We start from the raw sequence: 19973 nt of genomic DNA, 5'->3' as shown, positions 1-19973 counted from the left end.
CCATGACCTCCGAATTCACCACGCCACATCGCATCGCCGGCCTGCGCCGCACGACCACCGAGGACTACCTCACACGCATGGCCAGCTTGCAGGCCTACATCACCGAACACCTCGACGAGGACCTCTCCCCGGAGGTGCTCGCAAAGGTCGCGATGATGTCCAAACACCACTTTCACCGGGTGTTTCGGGGCATGTTCGGCGAGTCGGTTGCGGAACATCTGCGCCGGCTTCGGCTGGAGCGCGCGGCCATCGAGGTGCGTCGCAGCGAGCGCACGTTGCTGCGCATCGCGCTCGACGCCGGTTACGGCTCCCACGAAGCCTTCACCCGCGCGTTCAAGTCCCACTTCGATCTCACCCCCTCCCAGCTCCGAGAGACCCTCCCCCCGAACTACGACCGCCGTCTGGCGGCCGAGCACCGACCGACCCTTCCCCAGGCGCCCCTCGATGTGCAGCTCCGCCACCGGCCGGCCACCCCGGTGATCATGCTACGCCATTGGGGGCCCTACCTGGAGATCGGACCGGCCTTTAACCGGCTGCTGGACTGGGCCCTGGAGCGAGGGGCCGACCCCGAGTCGATCGAGCTTCTCGGGGCCTATCACGACGATCCGGAGATCACGGCTCCAGAGAAGCTGCGCTCCGATGCCTGCGTGGTGCATCCCGGCGACTGGGTGGGTGATGGCGAGCTTGTCGCGTCGGAGCTGCCGGGGGGAACCTTTGCGGTGGTGGTGCACCGCGGGCCTTACGAGACCCTCTTTAAGACCTACCTGCGCCTCATTGGCCAGTGGCTTCCGAATAGCGGCTACGAGGCCAGCGCCGAGCCTCTACTCGAACGCTACCTCAACCATCCGGCGCACACCCCACCCGAAGACCTTTTGACCGAAGTCTGGGCGCGCCTCCAACCCGCCTCCGCCCACCTTTAAGCCGACACCCTCGGGGCCCCCTCTTTCCCTTGCCCGGGCCCCCGAAGCTGCGAGGTCTTAAGAGCCCTCCTCCAGGCCGATCTGCAGCTCCACCTGCGGTCCTGCCTGGCCAAAGCGGTAGATCTCCAGATCGACCTCGTAGGTGCGCCGCTCGCGCTCCTCCCAGCGCTCCCAGACCTCGGTCCAGCTCGCCCAGACCGTCTCTGGGGAGCCGTCGGGCAAGGTGGCGCTGGCCCAGGTTTGCGCCGGGACCTGCACGCGGCGCATGCCCTCGGGCACCTCGCGCTCCGCGTCGCATTCCACGGCGAGGAGCATGGTGTAGGGGGCCTGCCAGTCCCCCTCATAATCAGTGTACACGGCGTAGATCGTGCCCGTTTCACCGAGCTCCGCGAGCAACTGTCCCTCCATCACCTTCTGCCAGAACGCCGGGATATCCTCCCAGGCCGTGGCGTGACTGCTGCGGATGGGGAGTCCGATCAAGGTACGGGCAGGCTCTTCTTTTCGATGAAATTCAAGGGTCATGGGCGTTCCTTTTGTTAAGGGTAAGTGTCGCTCTCAGCTGGCGACGTTGCACACCCTAACCGGCATCTCAGGCTCGCGTTTGATAGCGCGTGCTATCTTCGCCGCGATTTTGCTGACCTCCCTGGAGCGAGCTCCGATGCGTTCTTTCCCCTGGCCCTGGATCGCCCTTATCGCCCTGACGCTGACCCCCTCGCTGGCCTTTGCGAGCGACATGTGCGATCTGGCGCACGTCTACCTCATCCCCGGGTTCGGGGTCGTGCTGCTCATCGCGGCGCTCGGGTACGTGGCCCGCAGCCGCTGGAGCTTTTCAGGCGTGCTCTGGCTGAGCTGGCTGCTGGGGGCGGTCATCATCGCCATCGATCTCTTTGTCGCCCTCGCCAGTCACGGCCCTTTTGAGCTCGCGCACCCCGGCTTCCTCCTGGCGTCGGCCATCAAGCTCGCGCTGCTCATCGCCCTGGAAGCGCTCTACCGACGCTTTGGAAACCGCTGATGGCCCTGCTCACCCTCGTTCACTGAACGCCCTTTCAAGATGTATGAGCAGAAAAGTGCTCTAGAGCCCTTCAAACGCGACTCGATGATCGCCAGAAAGGCTCGAAAGCCCTTAAGCTCCTCATCGGATCTCGATTTCAGGGCTCCAAAGCCCTTAAGCTCCTCATCGGCTCGCGATCTTAAGGCTCCAAAGCCTTACCTCGCCTCATCCATGAACGCCGCGAAGGCTCGAAAGCCCCGGGTTTCCTCATCGAATCCCGATGTTAAGGCTCGAGAGCCTTCAGACGCCTCCTCGATGCTACCCCGGAAAGCTCGCAAGCACGCGGCCCCCCGATCCAGGCGCGCCGAACGTACTCCCGTGCCCCCGGTCGCCTCGACGACATGTTTAACCTGTCCGGAAGCGCTGCAGCTTCGGTGGTCCGAATGCTTACGCAAGGGCTCTGGCCCTGTTTAAACATAATCCACCAGCTCCTCTTCGATACGCATCAAGCGGCGAGTTAACAACGCCGCCGGCGCCAGCCCGAAAAGGCGTAGCGCGGCGGCCGCCCCCATCAAGAGCAGCATCGCCCCCAGGCTTTCGTAGCCCAGCAGCGGCCCGAAGATCTGGCCGAGGGGCGCGCCTTCGGCCATCGCCGGGGCCAGCCAGTCATCGACGAGCGGTCCGGCCAGCACGTAGCAGAGCGGGACGAGCGACCAGGCGATGGTGCGTCGAATCGCAAACACACGCCCCTGGAGCCGCCCCGGCACCTTACGCTGCCAGAGATCCTGGGAGATGCCGCTCTCCAACGCGTGAAAGAAGAGAAACGCGCAGCCCGCCGCCGCAAACCACGGCGCGCCAAAACGCGTCGCCCCAAACGCCAGCGCAAGAAGCGCGGCGCTGGCCGCCATATCGCAAAAGACCGTCGCCCACACGCGCCCCGACATGCGCGGCCGCGCGACGAGCCACACCATGCCCAACACAAGCCCCGTGCCGGCGGCCGCCATCGTCAGCCCCGTCACCTGCTCCGAGCCCGTAAGCTCCACCAGCGCCGGCAGCGTGAGAATGGGCAAAAACCCGCCCAGAAACTGGCTCAGCGCGAAGAAGATCTGCAGATAGAGAAGGCCCGGGCGCTCGCGAATAAAGCCCCAGCCCTCGCTCACGACCGCGCGCAACGAGGAGAGCACCTCTCCCGCTCGGCGCCAGTCCCCGGGAGGTGTGGCGGGAATCGGCACCGCCGCGATGACGATCACAGCGAAGAGAAAGGTCGTCAGATCGAGGCCGATCACGCCCGCATACCCGATGAAAGGCAGCGCGAGCGCAGCGAGCGCCGGCGCCAGCAGATGCTGGCCCGCCTCCCCGGCGTAGATCATCGCGCTGGAGCGTCCCAGATGGTGTGCGGGCACCATCTGCGTCATCGTGGCGGTAAAGGTGACCCACTGCAGCGCCCGACACAGCGCGCTGATCGCCAACAAGAGATAGATGGCGATAAGGGTGAGCGAGTCTGAATAAACCAGCCACGCCAGCCACGCCGCGCACACGCCGGCCACCCCATTGCACCAGGTCATCACCGCCTTTCGCGGCAGCACGTCGGCCAGCACGCCCCCGAGCGGCAAAAGCAGAATCCCCGGCAAGGTCGCCGCCACCGAGAGCAGCGCAAAATCGGTGGCGCGGCCGGTCTCGGCGTACACCCAGGCCCCCAGCGCAAAGGCCGTCAGCCCGGTGCCCGTGATCGAGAGCATCTCTGCAGCCCAGAGCCATAAAAAGCGCTGCCAGGAGCGCGCATCAGCCATCGAGCTTCCCCTGCGCCGGGCGCATGCGCCGGGCATCGCGGTCCCAGAAGAGATGCGTAAATGAGCGCCGCAGATCCTCATCGCTCAGCGGCTCCACCGCCGCCAGCTCCGGAATCGCTCGCCGCGCCCGCTCCAAATTGTAGTTGGGAATGCGCGGGTTGAGATGATGCACATGATGCAACCCGATATCCGCTGTAAACCAGCGCAGCACGCCTCCCAACTTCAAATAACTGGAGCCATACACCGCGGTGTTGGCCTTATGCCACTCTTCGTCTTCGGCATAGTACGTATGCTCAAAGTTATGCTGAATCCAGAAGAGCACCCCACCGGTGCCAGCCCCCAGTACCAGCGAGGGCACCAGCACCAGCACGCTCACCCACCATCCCAGCGTGAGCACCACAAGCGCGTGCAAGGCCAGGTGGGCCGGAAGCGTCCAGGCAATGGCGCGCAACATCGCCTCGCGATTATGCACGGCGTCTTTAAAACTCTCGCGAAAAGGGAAAAACCCCCGCGGAACACGCCGCTCGATCAGCAGACTATGCGCCCCGAGCAAAAAGATATTCAGCGGCCGCACCTTTTTGATGCGATAACGCGCCTCCGCCGGCCGCTCGGGGATCTCATCGAGCGTCATCGGCGAATTCATGTTGTCGACGCCCCGTTTGCTCAGTCGTCCCTGGTGGTTGTGATGCCAGTGATGCTCGGTTCGCCAGGGCTCAAAAGGAATGCTCGTGATCAGTGAGAGCAACGTGCCCAGCACATCGTTGACACGCGCGGAGCGAAACGCACTTCGATGGCCCAGGTCATGCTGAAACACAAAGATCCGCATGAAAAACCCCGCCCCGAAAGGCGCGAGCAAGAGCAGGTAGGGCGAGGGCCCCATCCAGGAGGCAAAGCCCAGCATCAGCAAAAAAAGCACGAGCGTGCTGCCGATCTGCCAGGCCGCCACCGCATCGCGCGCCTCGGTAAAGGGCCGCGAGGCCAGCAGAACCGCGCGGCTCTGCTCGGCGTCGAGAAAGGTGCGGACCGCTTCAGGCGTATCGCTTATCTGCGTCATAAAAAGACCTTAAGCGCCCGGCATAAGTCGGGTCGCGAGCACAAAGAAAAGGAACAGAGGCGCGGCGAACACGAGGCTATCGACCCGATCGAGCAGACCGCCGAACCCGGGCAAGAGCGCGCCCAGGTCTTTGATGCCCAGGCTCCGCTTGATGCCCGAGACCGCAAGGTCGCCCAGCACGCCCAACACACAGAAGGCGATAGCTAGTGCGAACCCCGGCGTCGCCCCAAAGGGGGTGATATGCGCGCCGAGCAGGGTGCCCAGCGCCCCGGCAATCACACTGCCGCCAATCGCCCCTTCCCAGGTCTTACCCGGACTGATGCGCGGTGCCAGCGGCCGGCGACCCGCGATCTTGCCGACGACGTACTGCATCAGATCGCTGATCTGGGTTGTCACCACGAGAAAGAGCACCAGGCCCTGCCAACCATGCGCACCCACGTCGATCGGGAGCCAGGCCAGCGTCGGAAGGGCAAAGAGCGACCACGCCCCCAGCATCACCCAGAGCAGAAGTCGCCTAAACCTGGCACCGAACTCCCCGACGCCCTCGCTCCACACCAGACAGAGCGGCAGAAGCGTGAGCGAGGCGATCGGAAGCACCAGCATCGCCGCCAACCACTGCTCGGCAAAGAGCAGCGCCGCGCTCAACCCGATCAACGCGTAGCTCGTCGCCGTCACACGACGGGAGAAGGGACGCGGCGAGGCGCGAAAGAGCTCAAATAGCGCATGGGCGCTCACCCAGACAAAGCCTACGGTAAAGAGCGCGCGCCCCAGAAAAAGCGTTCCGATCAAAAAGATGCACACCGGAAACCATGAGAGCGTACGCGCCCACAGGTCGCGGTGGCGCGCCGGATCGGTGCGCACAATCACACTGACCGCCGTCGTTCCAAACGCCATGAAGGCACCGATCGCCCAGACAACATGGAGGAGATGCGTGCTCATAAGACTGCGCTACCCGAGGAGGTTCACGATGGACATGATTATGCGCCTTCCCTAACACGCCCCCGCCTCTCACTCAACGCTTCGCAACCACCAGGAAGCGCACCATGCGTAGCGAACACCGGCGAACCAGCTCCCTGTGATGCGGCGCGACCCGCACCACATGCCCTGCTGAGCGCTGATGGCCAGCGGCGAACCCTTCGTCGTCTACCAGCACATGTCGACCTGCCCGAGCACCCCGACCATGAACGCGGTGCTCTCCCTGATGGAGCTCCCCGACGACCTGCCTCTCTACATCGACCACGACTTTGCCGTGCTTGATGGCCGCGCTCCCGACGCCATCACCACGCTGCCCGCCTCCTCCTTCGTCGCCTTCAAAGACGGCGACTGGATCGACCTCTACCCGGCCATGGTCTCCCCCGTCGCTCAGACCATGAACCACTTCCTCGCCAGAAACGGTCTTATCGCCGAAGGCCCCACCTCCCCCCTCATCGGCCCCGACGCCTTCACCAACGCCGACGACTTAGCTCGCGGCCTCACCCTGGGCCGCGTCTGGTCCTCCCTCGCGCTCCCCGACCACGACCTGCGCGGCATGCGCATCAACGACGGCGCCATCGCCGGAAGCGACTTCTCCGGTGCTGATCTTCGAAAGGCGCGCTTCACCAACACCCTCCTCAGCCACACCTCCTTCGAGGGCGCCCGCACCGAAGGCATCACCCTCACCAACGTCACCCTGCGTCAGGTCACCTGCGTCGATGGCTCGGTGCGAAGTGGGGACGTGGGCGATTGCTTGAGCGAATAACACGCCTCCTTCGCCTCCTATCTCCGCCCCACAAAAAAAGCCCGCAGCGCGTGAGCGCTGCGGGCTTCTTGTTTTTTCTATTGCGAACTCAACCTGCCACACCCAGCTCCACCCTCCCCAACCCCTCAACCTCCAGGGTCACCTGGTCGCCGGGCTTAAGCGCCACCGCCTTCGTCGCCCCTCCCGCCAGCACCACCTGCCCCTTCTTCAGCCCCTCACCACGGGCGTTGAGCATCTTCACAAGTGCGGCCAGCGAACGCGCCGGATGCTCCAGAATCGCCGCCGATGAGCCCGTCTCCACCACCTGACCGTTGACGCTCATCACCATCCCCAGGTTCCCCAACTCCAGGGTCGCCGGATGCTTGAGCTTCGTCCCCAGCACATAGCCCGTCGACGAGGCGTTGTCGGCCACCACATCGATCAACGTGAACTTAAAGTCCTTGTAGCGACTATCGATGATCTCCAGCGCGCCACACACACCGCTCACCGCCCGCAGAGCCTCCTGAGGCGTCGGCGTCCCGCTGAGGTCTTCCCCCATGATGAACGCGATCTCCGGCTCCACCCGCGGATGGCAATAGTCGCCATGCGCGATCGTCGCCCCATCCGGGAGCGTCATCGCGCTTGTGAGGTGCCCGTAAATCGGCTCATGCACCCCCATCTGCTCCATCTTCGCCCGGCTGGTCAGCCCCATCTTCATGCCCACCAGCGACTCGCCGCGCTCAAAGCGACGCGCCATCGAGGCACGCTGAATCGTATACGCTTCGTCGAGCGTCAGCTCCGGAATCTCCGCGGTCAGCATCACCAGCGGGGTCGTCGTGCGGGCGGCCTCATCGACCTTCGCGGCAAGGCTCTGAATCGTCTCTTCACTAAGCGCCATAACGTCTTCCTCTTCATGGAAAAAAGGGCAATGCGACTACCCGGATCAACGTGACTTCAGCTCCATCGCCACGTCGAGAATCATATCTTCCTGACCACCAACCATGCCTCGCCGGCCCAGCTCCACCAGGATATCGCGCGGATCCACCCCAAAACGCTCGGCGGCCCGCTCGGTATGCAACAAAAACGACGAATACACCCCGGCATACCCTAGCATCAGCGCGTTGCCGTCGGTCTGCACCGGCCGACGCTGCAGGGGCCGCACGATCTGGTCCGCACAGTCGATAAGCGGATAAAGCTCAAGCCCCGTCGCAATGCCCGTGCGCTCACACACCGCGATCAAGACCTCCAGCGGGCAATTCCCCGCCCCGGCCCCCATCCCCGCCACCGAGCCATCCACGCGGTCGGCCCCCGCCTCAATCGCCACAATCGTGTTGGCCACGCCCAGCCCCAGGTTGTTGTGGTTATGAAAACCCACCTGGCACTCGAGCGCCTCGCGCAACGCCCCGACCTTCTCGCGCGTCTCCTCCATCAGGAGCGCGCCGGCCGAATCCGTCACGTACACACAATGCGCCCCGTAGCTCTCCATCAGCTTCGCCTGGCGCACGAGCTCGGCGGTCGGCGTCATATGCGCCATCATCAAAAACCCCACCGTATCCAGCCCCAGCTTACGCCCGTGCTCGATATGCTGGCGCGCCACATCCGCCTCGGTGCAATGCGTCGCCACGCGAATGGTGTCCACCCCCATCGCTTTCGCTTCATCGATATCCGCCCGCGTGCCAATCCCCGGCAAGAGCAGCGCAGCGAGCCTGGCGTACTTGAGCTCCGCGCGCACCGCCTCGATATACTCGCGCTCCGTGTGCGCAGAGAACCCGTAATTAAACGAGTTCCCCTGCAAGCCATCGCCGTGGCTCACCTCCACAATATCGACCTTCGCCTCATCGAGTTTTCTGGCGACCGCCACCATCTGCTCCACCGAATACTGGTGGCCCAGCGCGTGCATCCCATCGCGCAGCGTGCAGTCGTTCACAAGGATCTTTTTCGACGAAGTCGAAGTCGTCATAACGATTCTCCAGGCCTCTTCGGCAAACGAACTTAGCTGACCAGCAGCTCGCCCATCTTCAACGCGGCAGCCGTCATGATGTCGAGGTTCCCGGCATAGGCCGGCAAGAAGTCACCCGCCCCTTCCACCTCCAGCAGCACCGTGGTGTGCACGCCGGTCCGCGGCGCCTCCCCCGGAACCCGCAGCGGATTCGCCTCATCAAACACTTCAAGGATCGGCTCGCGCACCAGGCGATACCCCGGCACATACTCCGCAACCTTTTCCACAACCCTTTCCACAGAGCTGCGGATGGCCTCGGTATCGGCCAGCTCCGAAAACACATGCACGGTATCGCGCATGATCAGCGGCGGCTCCGCCGGGTTCAAAATGATGATCGCCTTTCCCTTCGCCGCGCCTCCCACCTCTTCGATCGCCCGCGACGTCGTGACCGTAAACTCATCGATATTCGCCCGCGTGCCCGGACCGGCGGAGCGACTCGCAATCGCCGCGACGATCTCCGCATAGGCGACCTTCGCCACCTGACTCACCGCCCACACCACCGGAATCGTCGCCTGCCCCCCGCAGGTCACCATATTCACGTTCGGCGCCTCGCGATGTTCCTGAAGGTTGCACACCGGCACCACATAAGGCCCGATCGCCGCCGGCGTCATATCCACCACCCGTTTTCCGGCGGCCTTAAGAAGTTCCGCATGCCGGGCGTGCGCATAGGCGCTGGTCGCATCAAAGACCAGCTCCACCTCTCCAAAACACGCGTCCTCCATCAACCCCTCAATCCCCCGATGCGTCGTCGCCACGCCCAGCTCAGCGGCGCGCTTTAAGCCCTCCGACGCCTCGTCGATGCCCCCCAGCATCGCGAGCTCCAGCACCTCAGAGCGCTGCAACTTCATCATCAGGTCCGTCCCGATATTGCCGGAACCCAGAATCGCCACCTTCACCTTACCCATCGCCTCACTCTCCAAATCGCACCGTCACTCGCCCCAGCCCCGAGATCTCCGCTTCGACGAAATCGCCCGCGGCCACATCGCACACCGGCCCCAGCGCCCCGCTCAACACCACCTGCCCGGCCTTTAAGCCCTGGCCAAACTCCCCGAGCTTATTCGCCAGCCAGACCACCGCGTTGACCGGATGCCCCAGACACGCCGCCCCCGCCCCCGTGGAGACCATCCGACCGTTCTTGCGCATCGCCATCCCGCACAGCCGCAGGTCCACGTCTTCGATCTTTCGCGGCCGCCCGCCCAGCACAAAAAGCCCGCTCGACGCGTTGTCGGCGATCGTATCTTCGTAGGTGATCTTCCAGTCGGCGATGCGCGAATCGATGATCTCAATCGCCGCCATCACATACTCCGTAGCGTGCACCACCTGGGCGGCCGTGACCCCCGGACCGCTCAGGTCTTCCTTGAGCACAAAGGCCACCTCCGCCTCCGCCCGCGGCTGCAAAAGCGTCGAGGTCGACGCCACCATCGAATCGTTCACCACCATATCGCTCAAAAGCAGCCCGAAGTCGGGCTCACTGACCTTCAGCCAGCTCTGAATCGCCTCGCTCGTCAGCCCGATCTTATGGCCCACCAGCCGCGCAGGCCGCTTGCCGTCGAGCCCGTGGCGAAGCTCTCGCCAGCGCCCCACCAACCCCTGAATCGCGTAGGATTCCTGCACGCTCAGCCCCTCAAAACTCTGGCTCAAAGGCGCACAGGGGGTCTGACTGAACTGGGCATCCCAGAGCATCTGCGCGGCACGCTCCACGCGCTCCGGATCATGGGTGGTCATAGGGGCTCCAGCGGGGTGTGTGAGAGGTTGTCGACAGAGGAAAATTCGCGCGAAGGCAGCGTTCAGACGATTGCCGCCCCCTTCAGGCCAGCGCCACCATCGCCCAGTACGTCGCCCCCATCAAGAGCGCCGGCAACGCCATCTTCCAGCTCGCGCGCGCCATCAACCCGCCCAGCACCACCGTGCCCAGCCCCAGCGGCATGCTCATATAAGGAATCGGAAGCCCCAGCGCCGCGGTCAGCGGCGACTCAAAAAAGATCTCCAGCCCCAGCGTCGCAAGCGCGATCACCCCGGCGGCCACCCCCATCAGCGCCAGGGTGCCGTTCGCATACGAGCCAAAGAGTTTTTGCAACTTCGGCCGCTCCCCTTCCGGCAAGGGCTGGGGCCGGGGGGGCATCGGAATCTTGAACATCACGCTCTCTCAGGCGGCATTCGCTAAGTGACTCAATCTCAACGGGAAAGCGGTACCACACCGCCCCGAGCAACCACCCGGACCTAAACGAAAAAACGGTTGCTGTAAAACTCCGCCATCCGCTTAAAGGTGATGGCCCCAAACGCATTGACCGCAAAACCCGCCACCACACACGCCTTAAACAGACGCGTCAGCGGCCGCCGCCCCACCGCCAGAAGCACGATCAGATACGCCGTAAAATCCAGGCTAAAGCGGTAGCCAAACTGCTCGTAGCCCGTGTTCTGATACAAAAACCCCGGGATCGCGATCGCCGCCACCGTCGCCCACAGCGCACGGTGCAAGAATCGCTCACCCGCATCGCGCCGCTCCCTGGGCCACAGCAGGTACGCAAAGGCCGGCGTCGTCAACAGAAGGCTCATCCCGTGACGGCTCACCACCACATAGGGGTAACTCGTCTGCAGCTCGGGCATCAGCGTAAAGGCCGCCGAGAGGTTTTTGCCCAGAAAATGCCAGTGAAAGAGCCCGTACTCCACAATCCGCCCGATGCGCCCCTCGGCTAGGTAGCGGTGCCCGAACTCCGTAAACGACTCAAAACGCAGGTAGTTCATAAAGAGCAGGCTCAACCCCACCACCAGACACGGGATGCAGAAGAGCACGAGCTTTTTAAACTGCTCCTTATACTGCGCCGGCACCACCAGCCGGCCCCCGGGGAAGGCCACCATCAAAAAGAAAAAGATCGCCGAGAACACAAGCGGCGTGCGCGTCGCAAAGCCCAGCGCCAGACACACCCCCGCCAGAAAGGGCCGCCGGGCATACAACCCGAAGTAGATGTAGCCCAGCGTAAACGTGATGCCCACCACCAGCGCCGTAAACCACACCTGCCCCAGCACCGCACACCACAGATGCACCGTCCCAAAGCCAAAGAGCGCGGTCAGCCAGAGGTTATCGCTGCGACTGCGCTCGGTGACGCCGGTGGCCGACAGGCGCTCCAGCAACAAAAACATCAACAGCACGTTGAGCGCCGCAAACACGATGGTGAAGAGCACATCGTTGGTCTCCCAACCCCACACGGCCACAAGGGGCATCATCAAAAATCCCGGCCCCGGCGGAAAGGAGACAAAGTAACGCCTGGTCTGCTCCGCCCCCCGCATCTCCGCCCGCGGAATCTCCATCACCTCCCCGCTCAAAAGTTTAAACTCCCCATGCTGCGCCCGCCCCGCCCAGTTCCCCTTGACCACCTCCCCGCTGCGCAGCTCAATCTCCCGATAACTCGCCCAATCATTGCGATGATGCGGCTCGCGATCGAGCTCAAAGGCCACCAGCCCCTCGCGCGCTGCGGCGGCTTCATCGCTGAAGGTCGCCGCGATCATCTGGTTGTAGGTATGCGCCAGATACACAAAGTGATTGTCCGGACTCGGCCCTTTGAGCCGGTCGCCGCTAAACGCCGCAAAGACGGCCAGCGAGAGCAAAAAGATCCCCACCATCCACTGCCAGCTCACGCGGCGATGGGTGGAAGGGGGCTCGGAGTGGGGCGTTGAAGTCGGCTGGGAGGTCATCGTTCGTCTACCAAGGAAAAGATCACAATTGAGCATCACGACGCCGTGAGCAGAAGTTGACGTCGATGGCTGCGAGGTTGAGAGCTTCTCGGGCAAGGCGCGAAACGCAGGCGATGCTTTAGAGCATCGTCGAGGCTTTGCAACGCCGCCCGAGATGCTCTCAACGCAGCAGACGCGGCGTCAACGATAGCTCACGGCGTCATAGCGCGCGCCCTCCAGGAGAGCGCGCGGACCATACACCTGCGAGCCTGTGCCAAACAATGCTCGCGCCCCCCTCCCTCAGGGCAATCGCAAAGTCCCACGAGTTTTTTTTATGGAGAACCCACCCAATCCGTAGGGAGGGGTCTTGTGCCCCTCCAGAACTCCCAAGGCGGGGACCCACAAGGGCTCCCCCTACGGTGGCGGGTGGTGGGGATTTATTTTGCGATTGTTCTGATCCGCCCCCACCCCGCGCGGGAAACACGCTGCCGCCGCTGCAGTTGCATTGTGCCCGGCGCTTCGTTTTAGTAAGGGTCCACCTCGTCTTGAACCATCTCGATGGGAACGCCCCTTTTTCACCAGGGATCTGCCGGTGTTACGCCCCTACGCTACCTCTCTTGTCGTCCTCCTGCTGGCCTCGCTGCTCAGCGCCGGCTGCGCAAGCGTCGAGCCCGACTGGAACATCGAGCCCGATGCGTCCTCGCCAGACACCGACGCGCCAGACAGCGGCCAGCCCGACCTGGGCCTCCCCGACGCCGACCCGACCGACGTCGGCGAAGACGCCGACGCCGCCCCCGAAGACGACGCCGACACCACCGAGCCGCTTCCCTGCGACGGCCTCTGCGGCCCCAACGAACAATGCCGCGACGAGGTCTGCGTCGACCTCTGCGACGAGGCCGGCTTTGTGTGCGGCGACCACACCCTTTCCGGTCAGGCGGTGAGCTGCGGCAGCTGCGACCTCGGCGCCTGTCAGGAAGGACAATGTGTCGACGTCTGCGGGGAGGTCGGCGCCGAATGCGGCGACATCTACATCGACGGCACCCGGTACAGCTGCGCGGACTGCGCCGGCGGCGAGCGCTGCGCGCCAAATAACCTCTGCGTGGCGGACCAGAATTTTGTTGATCTTAGCGCCGGCGCCGAACACACCTGCGCGCTCCGCCCCAATGGTCAGGTCCGCTGCTGGGGACGCGGCGACGATGGCCAGCTTGGCAACCGCGCCTACTCCGGCAGCCAGTTCCCCACCGCATCCTTCAACATCGACGGCGCCCTTCAGGTCAGCGCCGGCAACTTCCACACCTGCGCGCTCATGGGCGACAACCGCGTGCGCTGCTGGGGCCTCAACGCCCAGGGCCAGCTCGGCACCGGCACCACCAACAACGCCAACCAGCCCATGGCGGTCACAAGCCTCCTCGACGTGACGCACATCTCCGCCGGCGGAAACCACTCCTGCGCCCGAACCTCGCTGGGGCTCGTGCGCTGCTGGGGCTTCAACGCCCAGGGCCAGCTCGGTGGCGGCAACCTCACCGCCACCCTCTCCAAGATCAATGTACAAAACCAGGGCGGCGGCAACTTCGACCAGGTCGTCGACATCAGCCTGGGCAACAACCACTCCTGCGCGCTGCGCACCTCTGGCGAGGTCTGGTGCTGGGGGCTCAATGACAAAAGCCAGCTCGGTGTGAGCGGCACCCAGGGCGCCACCACCCCGCGCCAGGTCTTCAACCTCCCGGCTTCGCGTCGCATCAGCGCCGGCTACGACCACACCTGCGCGCTGACCCTCGACGGCGACGTCTACTGCTGGGGTCGCAACGACAACGGCCAGCTCGGCCGCGGCACCTCCGGCTCTCCGGGGCTTGCCCAACGGGTCAACCTCCCGGCCGACGCCGTCGACGTGGCCGCCGGCTGGTTGCACACCTGCGCGGCCCTCGTCGACGGCAGCACCCACTGCTGGGGCGACAACGCCCGCAGCCAGCTCAGCCGCGCCTCCACCCTGGGCGACAGCGCCTCACCCATCTCCGTCCCCTTGCTTGAAGAGGTCTACCGCGTGGCCGCCGGCCGCTACCACAGCTGCGCGCTGAGCACCTCCGGCGAAGCCTTCTGCTGGGGTGCGGCCGAAAACGGTCAGCTCGGCGACGGCACCCAGGGCGACGCTAACAACGTGCGGATCACCCCGGTGCAGGTAGCGCCTTAAGCCCGTTGCGGCTACGATGCCCTGCGCGCGCTGCAACCACGCGCGCCCGATGCTCCTCTGACGTTGATGTACTGCCCGGATCTATGATGGACGCCTCCCTCTTCTCCACCCTCGCGCTTCGCGGCGCCGCCTCCCTCGCTCTGACCCTGATGTTCGTTGGCTGCTCCGGCGACAGCGACACCGCCGACCCGGTCGAGCTCCCCGACACCGACATCGAGGATGTCTCCGAAGACACCGGCCCCGACGCCGAGCCCGACCTCGACAGTGAGCCCGACACTCTGGCCGGCCCCCCCAACATCGACGTCAGCCCCATCGCCATCGCCTTTGAAGACGTGCGCCTTGGCGAAGAAGACAGCGCCATCGTCACCATCCGCAACACCGGCGAAAGCCCGCTCATCGTCACTCGCCTGGCCATCGAGCACTTCCAGCTCCCGGGCACCACGCCCCAGTTTCGCCCCGGCGATGGCTGGGCCGACAGCTTCGAGCTCGCGCCCAACACCTACCGCGACGTGACCATCCGCTGGGAGCCCACCCTCTACACCGGCATCGGCGGCCGCCTCATCATCGGCAGCGACGACCCGGACACCCCCGAAGTCATCATCCCCATCCAGTCCACTTCCGCCTACGCCCAGGCCGAAGCCCCGCGCTACGTCAACTTCGGCTCGGTCAGCGTCGGTGAGACCGCCACCCGCGAGATCACCGTCTACAACCGCGGCTTCGACCCGCTCAACATCACCGCGCTCACCTCCACCGGCGACGAGGAGTTCGCCTCCCAGTTCAGCGCCCGCGCGCTTGAGCCCCAACTCCCCGCCTTCCTGCAGCGCAACGATAAGATCGACCTCGAGCTGAGCTTCACCCCCACCACCGAGGAGATCGCCAGCGGCCAGCTCACCATCGCTGCCAACCTCCCCGACGGCCCCGACATCATCGTCGAGCTCCAGGGTAACGGCCCCGCCCCCTGCATCCGCACCAGCGGCGACCTCGACTTCGGCGAGCTCCTGCCGGGCGCCGAGACCAGCGAAGATATCGTTTTGCTCAACTGCAGCCGCGACCGCTCCCTGACCATCAGCGAGCTTGAGCTCACCAACGACGGCGGCGGCGTCTTCAGCCTCCCCGCCCCCCCCACCCTCCCGCTCGTGCTGGGCATCGCCCAGACCGAGGCCATCGCCATCGACGCCAACCTCAACGTCGAACAGGAGGCCCTGGGTCAGCTCACCCTCACCACCAACGACCCCACGCAGAGCGAGGTCGTGTTGCAACTTCGCGCGCGACCGGTCGACGAGCCTGGCGAATAACCCTTTGATCTAACAGCTATTTTCGACACATCTGAGAGCTCGCGCAAAACGCGGGCTCTCACTGCTCTGCCCTCCCCGCGATCTGTTCTGTCGCCTCCCTCACACTTCTCTATACTGCCACCGGCCCTCCCCCTCCCTCCTTGCCGCAGGCCCCGCATGCCCTCCCTTCCTCACCGCTCGCCAGTCCCCGGCCACCTCCTCGCCATCCTGTGCCTGGCCGTTCTCAGCGCCTGCTCCTCCCCCGAACCCGAAGCGCCGATCGTCGTTGAAGAAGAAGTCCCCCTCTACGACTTCGACGACGCCGCCCCCTGGTACCCCTGCCCCGACACTGCCTCCTTCGACGAGCGCGTCGTCGAGGTCGTGGCCATGGACCGCGTCCACCAGTACTTCGGCGATGAAGACCGCCGCACCGTCGAATCGCCCGTGACCTTCCCCGAAGGCGACTGGTCGCAGGTGGGCCTCAAACTGGAGCTGGCCTGCCCCGAGGGCATGGTCTGCGACCACTGGGACCGCACCGCCAGCCTGGAGCTCATCGCCAACCCCGACGCCGCCGAAGGCGACCAGAACCCGGTGGAGCTCGCCCGCCACATCACCCCCTACCGCCGCGGCATGTGCCAGTACATTGACCTCACCCCCATGGCAGGCCTCTTCACTGGCGAGCGCGCGCTGCGCTCCTTCATCGACACCTGGGTGGGCCCCGGCCATGCGCAGGGCGAGGGCTGGGAGGTGAGCGTGAGCTTCTACTTAACGCCGGGGTATCCCGAAGCGGCCGACGAGGTCATCAACCTTATCCCTCGCCAGGCCATCACCGTGGGTGAGATCGAGCCCGACCAGAACGTCGCCTCCCAGCTCCCCGAGCTGAGCTTTACGCTCCCCGAGGGCTTCCGCCGGGTGGAGGCTCACCTCACCACCACGGGCCACAGCTTTGGCAACACCCGCAACTGCGCCGAGTTCTGCGAGATGCGCCACGATCTTCTCCTCAACAACGACGCGCTCTTCTCCGTGAACCCCTGGCGCGCTGACTGCGCCCAAAACCCCGTCTCCCCCCAGGCCGGCACCTGGGAGTACGCCCGCAACGGCTGGTGCCCGGGCGCCGTCGCCGTGGGCGATCGCGTCGACCTCACCGACGCAGTTCAGGCCGGCGAAAACACCCTCTCCCTCGACATCCTCCTGGCCGACGGCAGCGAGTACGACAACACCTCCCCCGTCGATCTTCTCCCCTCCACCCAGGTCGCCCTCAAGCTCTACGTGTGGCGCTGATCGTTCGCCCCAAAAGGATGACCCACGGTCGCCAATATCCATGACCCTGGGTCACCCCAAGAATGACCCCGGGTCACTTCCAACGATGCCCCTGGGTCACACGAAGTCCTTGTTTCGTGCGCCTGATCGGCCCATCGCCTTTGCGCGCCCTCACGGGCAAGACCGGTTCCGAACACGACCCACGGTCGCTCCTGAAGATGACCCACGGTCACCTGACAGACGACCCACGCTCGCCCTTAAGGATGACCCACGGTCACTTCTAAAGACGACCCACGGTCACTTCTGAAGACGACCCACGGTCGCCCCTGAAGATGACCCACGGTCACTTCCAAGGATGACCCACGGTCACCTGACAGACGACCCACGCTCGCCCCTGAAGATGACCCACGGTCACTTCCAAGGATGACCCACGGTCGCACGAAGTCCTGGTTTCATGCGCCTGATCCACCATCCATTAGGCGATCGCCCCCTCCTCCCTACCTTTACCTTGAAGACCGCCTCGAACCCCGCCGCCCGCTTCTGCCCGCGCTGAGGTCATCGCATGACGGACTACCGGATCAGTGCCACCCCCTCCCCGACCACCATCGCCCGGGTGCTCCGGGGTTTGCGTTACCCGGTGGGTCGAAACGGGCTCTTGCAACACGCCACCGATGCCTACGCCGGCGAGTTGATCCTCTCGGCGCTCAATTGCATGCCCGATCGGACCTTCGTCGACCTCGACGACCTCCTGCACGCCTATAAATTCGAGCGCCACATGCCCGGCGGCCTACCCACACCCGCACCTGGCCCCTGAGGCCGCTGGCTTCGCTGGCCATCGCGCACCCCGGTGCGACATTTAGCCCCGTTGCCACACCCCACTCGAACGGGGGGAGATGTTTTCCAACGCTTCTGCCACCGGCGCGCGTTCACGCTTGTCGCATGCCGCCCCCCCCTCTCCTCGCCGAGCTGCCCCATGCGCCCACACACCTCCCCGCTGACCCGCACTCTTTTACTTCCGCCTCTCCTTTTGCTCGGCACCGCCTGCGGCAACGCCGGCGACGACACCACCACCCAACCCCTCACCCTAAACTTCGCCGCTCAGGTCGGCGATGAGGCGTTTGCGTGTGGACAGACCTATGAGGGCCTGGGCACCACCGAAAGTTCCTTTGAACCCTTCGACTTCCGCCTCTTCATCAGCGAGATTGAGCTGCGCGACACCAACGGCCAGTGGCAGCCCCTCAACCTCGATCAAGACGGCACCTGGCAGCACGAAAGCCTCGCTCTCCTCGACTTCGAAGACGCCACCGGACGCTGCCAGAACGGCACCACCGAGACCCGCGACATCGTCACCGGCACGCTCCCCGAGGGCTCCTACGACGCCCTTCGCTTCACCATCGGCGTGCCCTTTGAGCTCAACCACATCGACGCCGCCACCGCACCCGCCCCGCTCAACCAGAGCGCGATGTTCTGGAACTGGCTGGGCGGCTACAAATTCATGCGCATCGAAGGCGCCACCACCGGCCTGAGCACCGGCTGGCAATTCCACCTCGGCAGCACCGCCTGCGAGCCGGCCGAAGGCGGCGGCGCCACCTCCTGCGCCAACGCCAACCGCCCCCGGATCGAGCTGAGCGATGTCGACTTCGACGCCGACACCCTCGTCTTTGACCTCGCCAGACTCCTCGCCAGCGCCAACCTTGATGCGCACCAGGAAGGCACCCCGGCCGGCTGCATGTCCGGTCCCACCGACACCGACTGCCAGCCGATCTTCTCCGCGCTCAACCTCCCGCACAGCGAGCAAAGCCCCGAGCCCCGCCAGGTCGTGCGCATCCAGAGTCGCTAAACCCCGCTCCACGAGCCAACATCCCCAACGTCGAGCCCCCACCGTGACCCACGCGCTGCGCCCCACTCCCGCCCTCCTCCTCGTGCTCGCCAGCGCGCTTGCGGCTCCGCTCGGCTGCTCCGAGGCCACCTCCCCCGAGGTGGCCTCGCCACCCATCCCCTCGCATTTTCCCGCCCCCCGCATCCCCCCAACCAACCCCTGGACGGTTGAAAAAGCCGAGCTCGGCCGCGCCCTCTTCTACGACACGCGTCTCTCGGGCAACGGAACCCAATCCTGCTCCAGCTGCCACCCCCAGTCTCGCGCCTTCACCGACGTCCTCCCCCGCGCCATGGGCTCCACCGGCGAAGAACACCCGCGCCGCAGCATGACCCTGACCAACGTCGCCTGGAACCAGACCTACAACTGGGCCAACCCCCTGGTCACCACCCTGGAGCAGCAGGCCCTCACCCCCCTCTTCGGCGAACACCCCGTCGAGCTCGGTCTGGCCGGACGCGAAGACGAACTCATCGCTCGCCTGCAAAACGAACCCTTCTACCGCCAGCGCTTCGCCGCCGCCTTCCCCGACGCCGACGCGCCCATCACCCTCACCCACATCACCTACGCGCTCGCCAGCTTCCAGCGCACGCTGGTCTCCGGCTCCAGCGCCTTTGACCGCTTCATGTACGAAGGCGACACCTCCAACTTCCCAGAGTCCGCGCGCCGCGGCATGAGCCTCTTCTTCTCCGAGCGCCTGGAGTGCTTCCACTGCCACGGCGGCTTCAACTTCTCCGACGCCACCGACCACCAGGGCCTCACCACCACCTCGGCCCCCTTCCACGTCACCGGTCTCTACAACATCGACGGCCAGGGCGCCTACCCCGCCCCCAACACCGGCGTGCACGAAGTCACCGGCCGCCCCGAAGACATGGGCCGCTTCAAAGCCCCCACCCTCCGCAACGTTGCGGTGCGCGCCCCCTACATGCACGACGGCAGCGTCGCCGACCTCGACGCCGTCATCGACCACTACGCCGCCGGCGGCCGCACCATCCCCGACGGTCCCAACGCCGGCGTCGGCTACCTCAACCCCAACCTGAGCCTCTTCGTCCCCGGCTTCTTAATCACCGACGAGGAGCGCGAAGACCTCAAAGCCTTCCTCCACAGCCTCACCGACCACAACTTCCTCACCAACCCCGCCCTTGGCCCCCCTGCCGATCTTCCCCCCTTTGAGCCGCAGGTTGGCGAGTGAGATGAAGGTGGGAGCTGTCCACTTTCGCCTCAACCCTTACTAC

The 19973-nt window shown here is 65.0% G+C and carries 19 protein-coding genes; 9 read left to right on the top strand and 10 right to left on the bottom strand.

Annotated elements, in window-relative coordinates; genetic code table 11:
* The first annotated feature begins 2 nt into the window (after positions 1-2).
* On the top strand, positions 3-920 hold the full coding sequence (locus FRC98_RS15695) for an AraC family transcriptional regulator (protein WP_146982386.1): 918 nt from the start codon (positions 3-5) through the stop codon (positions 918-920).
* Between the two features lie 57 nt (positions 921-977).
* Here the strand turns inward: FRC98_RS15695 and FRC98_RS15690 are convergent, their stop codons facing one another.
* The gene (locus FRC98_RS15690; RefSeq protein ID WP_146973191.1) at positions 978-1442 is read right to left on the bottom strand and encodes a GyrI-like domain-containing protein; all 465 of its coding nucleotides are present in this window, start codon (positions 1440-1442) and stop codon (positions 978-980) included.
* A 136-nt stretch (positions 1443-1578) separates the two neighbouring features.
* On the opposite strand from FRC98_RS15690, the gene FRC98_RS15685 reads away from it, so the two are divergent.
* Positions 1579-1932, top strand: coding sequence for a DUF4175 domain-containing protein (locus FRC98_RS15685; RefSeq protein WP_146982385.1), 354 nt, complete (start codon positions 1579-1581; stop codon positions 1930-1932).
* A 449-nt stretch (positions 1933-2381) separates the two neighbouring features.
* On the opposite strand, the gene FRC98_RS15680 is transcribed toward FRC98_RS15685, so the two are convergent.
* From FRC98_RS15680 to FRC98_RS15670, 3 genes are read right to left on the bottom strand one after another with little or no spacing between them, the layout of a single operon-like run.
* Complete coding sequence (locus FRC98_RS15680) at positions 2382-3701, bottom strand: MFS transporter (protein ID WP_230467675.1); 1320 nt, start codon at positions 3699-3701, stop codon at positions 2382-2384.
* Positions 3694-4755 carry a fatty acid desaturase family protein gene (locus FRC98_RS15675; protein WP_146982383.1) on the bottom strand — a complete coding sequence of 354 codons (1062 nt, stop codon included), beginning with the start codon at positions 4753-4755 and terminating at the stop codon, positions 3694-3696. The genes FRC98_RS15680 and FRC98_RS15675 overlap by 8 nt, the downstream gene beginning before the upstream one ends.
* A gap of 9 nt (positions 4756-4764) precedes the next feature.
* Complete coding sequence (locus tag FRC98_RS15670) at positions 4765-5694, bottom strand: phosphatidate cytidylyltransferase (protein WP_146982382.1); 930 nt, start codon at positions 5692-5694, stop codon at positions 4765-4767.
* A gap of 178 nt (positions 5695-5872) precedes the next feature.
* Here FRC98_RS15670 and FRC98_RS15665 point away from each other — a divergent pair, with 178 nt between their 5' ends.
* Positions 5873-6493 carry a pentapeptide repeat-containing protein gene (locus tag FRC98_RS15665; RefSeq protein ID WP_146982381.1) on the top strand — a complete coding sequence of 207 codons (621 nt, stop codon included), beginning with the start codon at positions 5873-5875 and terminating at the stop codon, positions 6491-6493.
* An 88-nt stretch (positions 6494-6581) separates the two neighbouring features.
* Here FRC98_RS15665 and FRC98_RS15660 read toward each other — a convergent pair whose 3' ends face one another.
* The 6 genes from FRC98_RS15660 to FRC98_RS15635 all read right to left on the bottom strand — a co-directional run bounded on the left by FRC98_RS15660 (position 6582) and on the right by FRC98_RS15635 (position 12164).
* Positions 6582-7370 carry a 2-keto-4-pentenoate hydratase gene (locus FRC98_RS15660; protein WP_230467674.1) on the bottom strand — a complete coding sequence of 263 codons (789 nt, stop codon included), beginning with the start codon at positions 7368-7370 and terminating at the stop codon, positions 6582-6584.
* A 45-nt stretch (positions 7371-7415) separates the two neighbouring features.
* Positions 7416-8432, bottom strand: a complete 1017-nt coding sequence (dmpG, locus tag FRC98_RS15655; protein ID WP_146982380.1) for a 4-hydroxy-2-oxovalerate aldolase — start codon at positions 8430-8432, stop codon at positions 7416-7418.
* Between the two features lie 32 nt (positions 8433-8464).
* Positions 8465-9376, bottom strand: coding sequence for an acetaldehyde dehydrogenase (acetylating) (locus FRC98_RS15650; RefSeq protein ID WP_146982379.1), 912 nt, complete (start codon positions 9374-9376; stop codon positions 8465-8467).
* A 4-nt stretch (positions 9377-9380) separates the two neighbouring features.
* The gene (locus tag FRC98_RS15645) at positions 9381-10196 is read right to left on the bottom strand and encodes a 2-keto-4-pentenoate hydratase (protein ID WP_230467673.1); all 816 of its coding nucleotides are present in this window, start codon (positions 10194-10196) and stop codon (positions 9381-9383) included.
* Positions 10197-10278: 82 nt separating this feature from the next.
* Positions 10279-10608, bottom strand: coding sequence for a hypothetical protein (locus FRC98_RS15640; RefSeq protein ID WP_146982378.1), 330 nt, complete (start codon positions 10606-10608; stop codon positions 10279-10281).
* Positions 10609-10691: 83 nt separating this feature from the next.
* Entirely contained in the window at positions 10692-12164 is a 1473-nt protein-coding gene (locus FRC98_RS15635; RefSeq protein WP_146982377.1) for a hypothetical protein, read from the bottom strand.
* A gap of 571 nt (positions 12165-12735) precedes the next feature.
* Here FRC98_RS15635 and FRC98_RS15630 point away from each other — a divergent pair.
* The 6 genes from FRC98_RS15630 (at position 12736) to FRC98_RS15605 (ending at position 19930) form a co-directional block, all read left to right on the top strand.
* Positions 12736-14331 (top strand): RCC1 domain-containing protein, encoded by a 1596-nt coding sequence (locus tag FRC98_RS15630; RefSeq protein ID WP_146982376.1) that lies wholly within the window; start codon positions 12736-12738, stop codon positions 14329-14331.
* A gap of 83 nt (positions 14332-14414) precedes the next feature.
* On the top strand, positions 14415-15626 hold the full coding sequence (locus tag FRC98_RS15625; protein ID WP_146982375.1) for a choice-of-anchor D domain-containing protein: 1212 nt from the start codon (positions 14415-14417) through the stop codon (positions 15624-15626).
* Between the two features lie 156 nt (positions 15627-15782).
* Positions 15783-16886, top strand: a complete 1104-nt coding sequence (locus tag FRC98_RS15620) for a peptide-N-glycosidase F-related protein (RefSeq protein WP_146982374.1) — start codon at positions 15783-15785, stop codon at positions 16884-16886.
* Positions 16887-17427: 541 nt separating this feature from the next.
* Complete coding sequence (locus tag FRC98_RS15615) at positions 17428-17679, top strand: DUF2795 domain-containing protein (RefSeq protein WP_146982373.1); 252 nt, start codon at positions 17428-17430, stop codon at positions 17677-17679.
* Positions 17680-17838: 159 nt separating this feature from the next.
* Complete coding sequence (locus FRC98_RS15610) at positions 17839-18705, top strand: MbnP family copper-binding protein (protein WP_146982372.1); 867 nt, start codon at positions 17839-17841, stop codon at positions 18703-18705.
* A 43-nt stretch (positions 18706-18748) separates the two neighbouring features.
* Entirely contained in the window at positions 18749-19930 is a 1182-nt protein-coding gene (locus FRC98_RS15605; protein ID WP_230467672.1) for a methanobactin export MATE transporter MbnM, read from the top strand.
* Positions 19931-19973: the final 43 nt, after the last annotated feature.

It is taken from the genome of Lujinxingia vulgaris (assembly GCF_007997015.1).
Classification (GTDB): Bacteria; Myxococcota_A; Bradymonadia; order Bradymonadales; family Bradymonadaceae; genus Lujinxingia; species Lujinxingia vulgaris.
The sequence above is the reverse complement of the archived record's forward strand: the minus strand, read 5'-3'. Positions and strand labels throughout refer to the sequence as shown.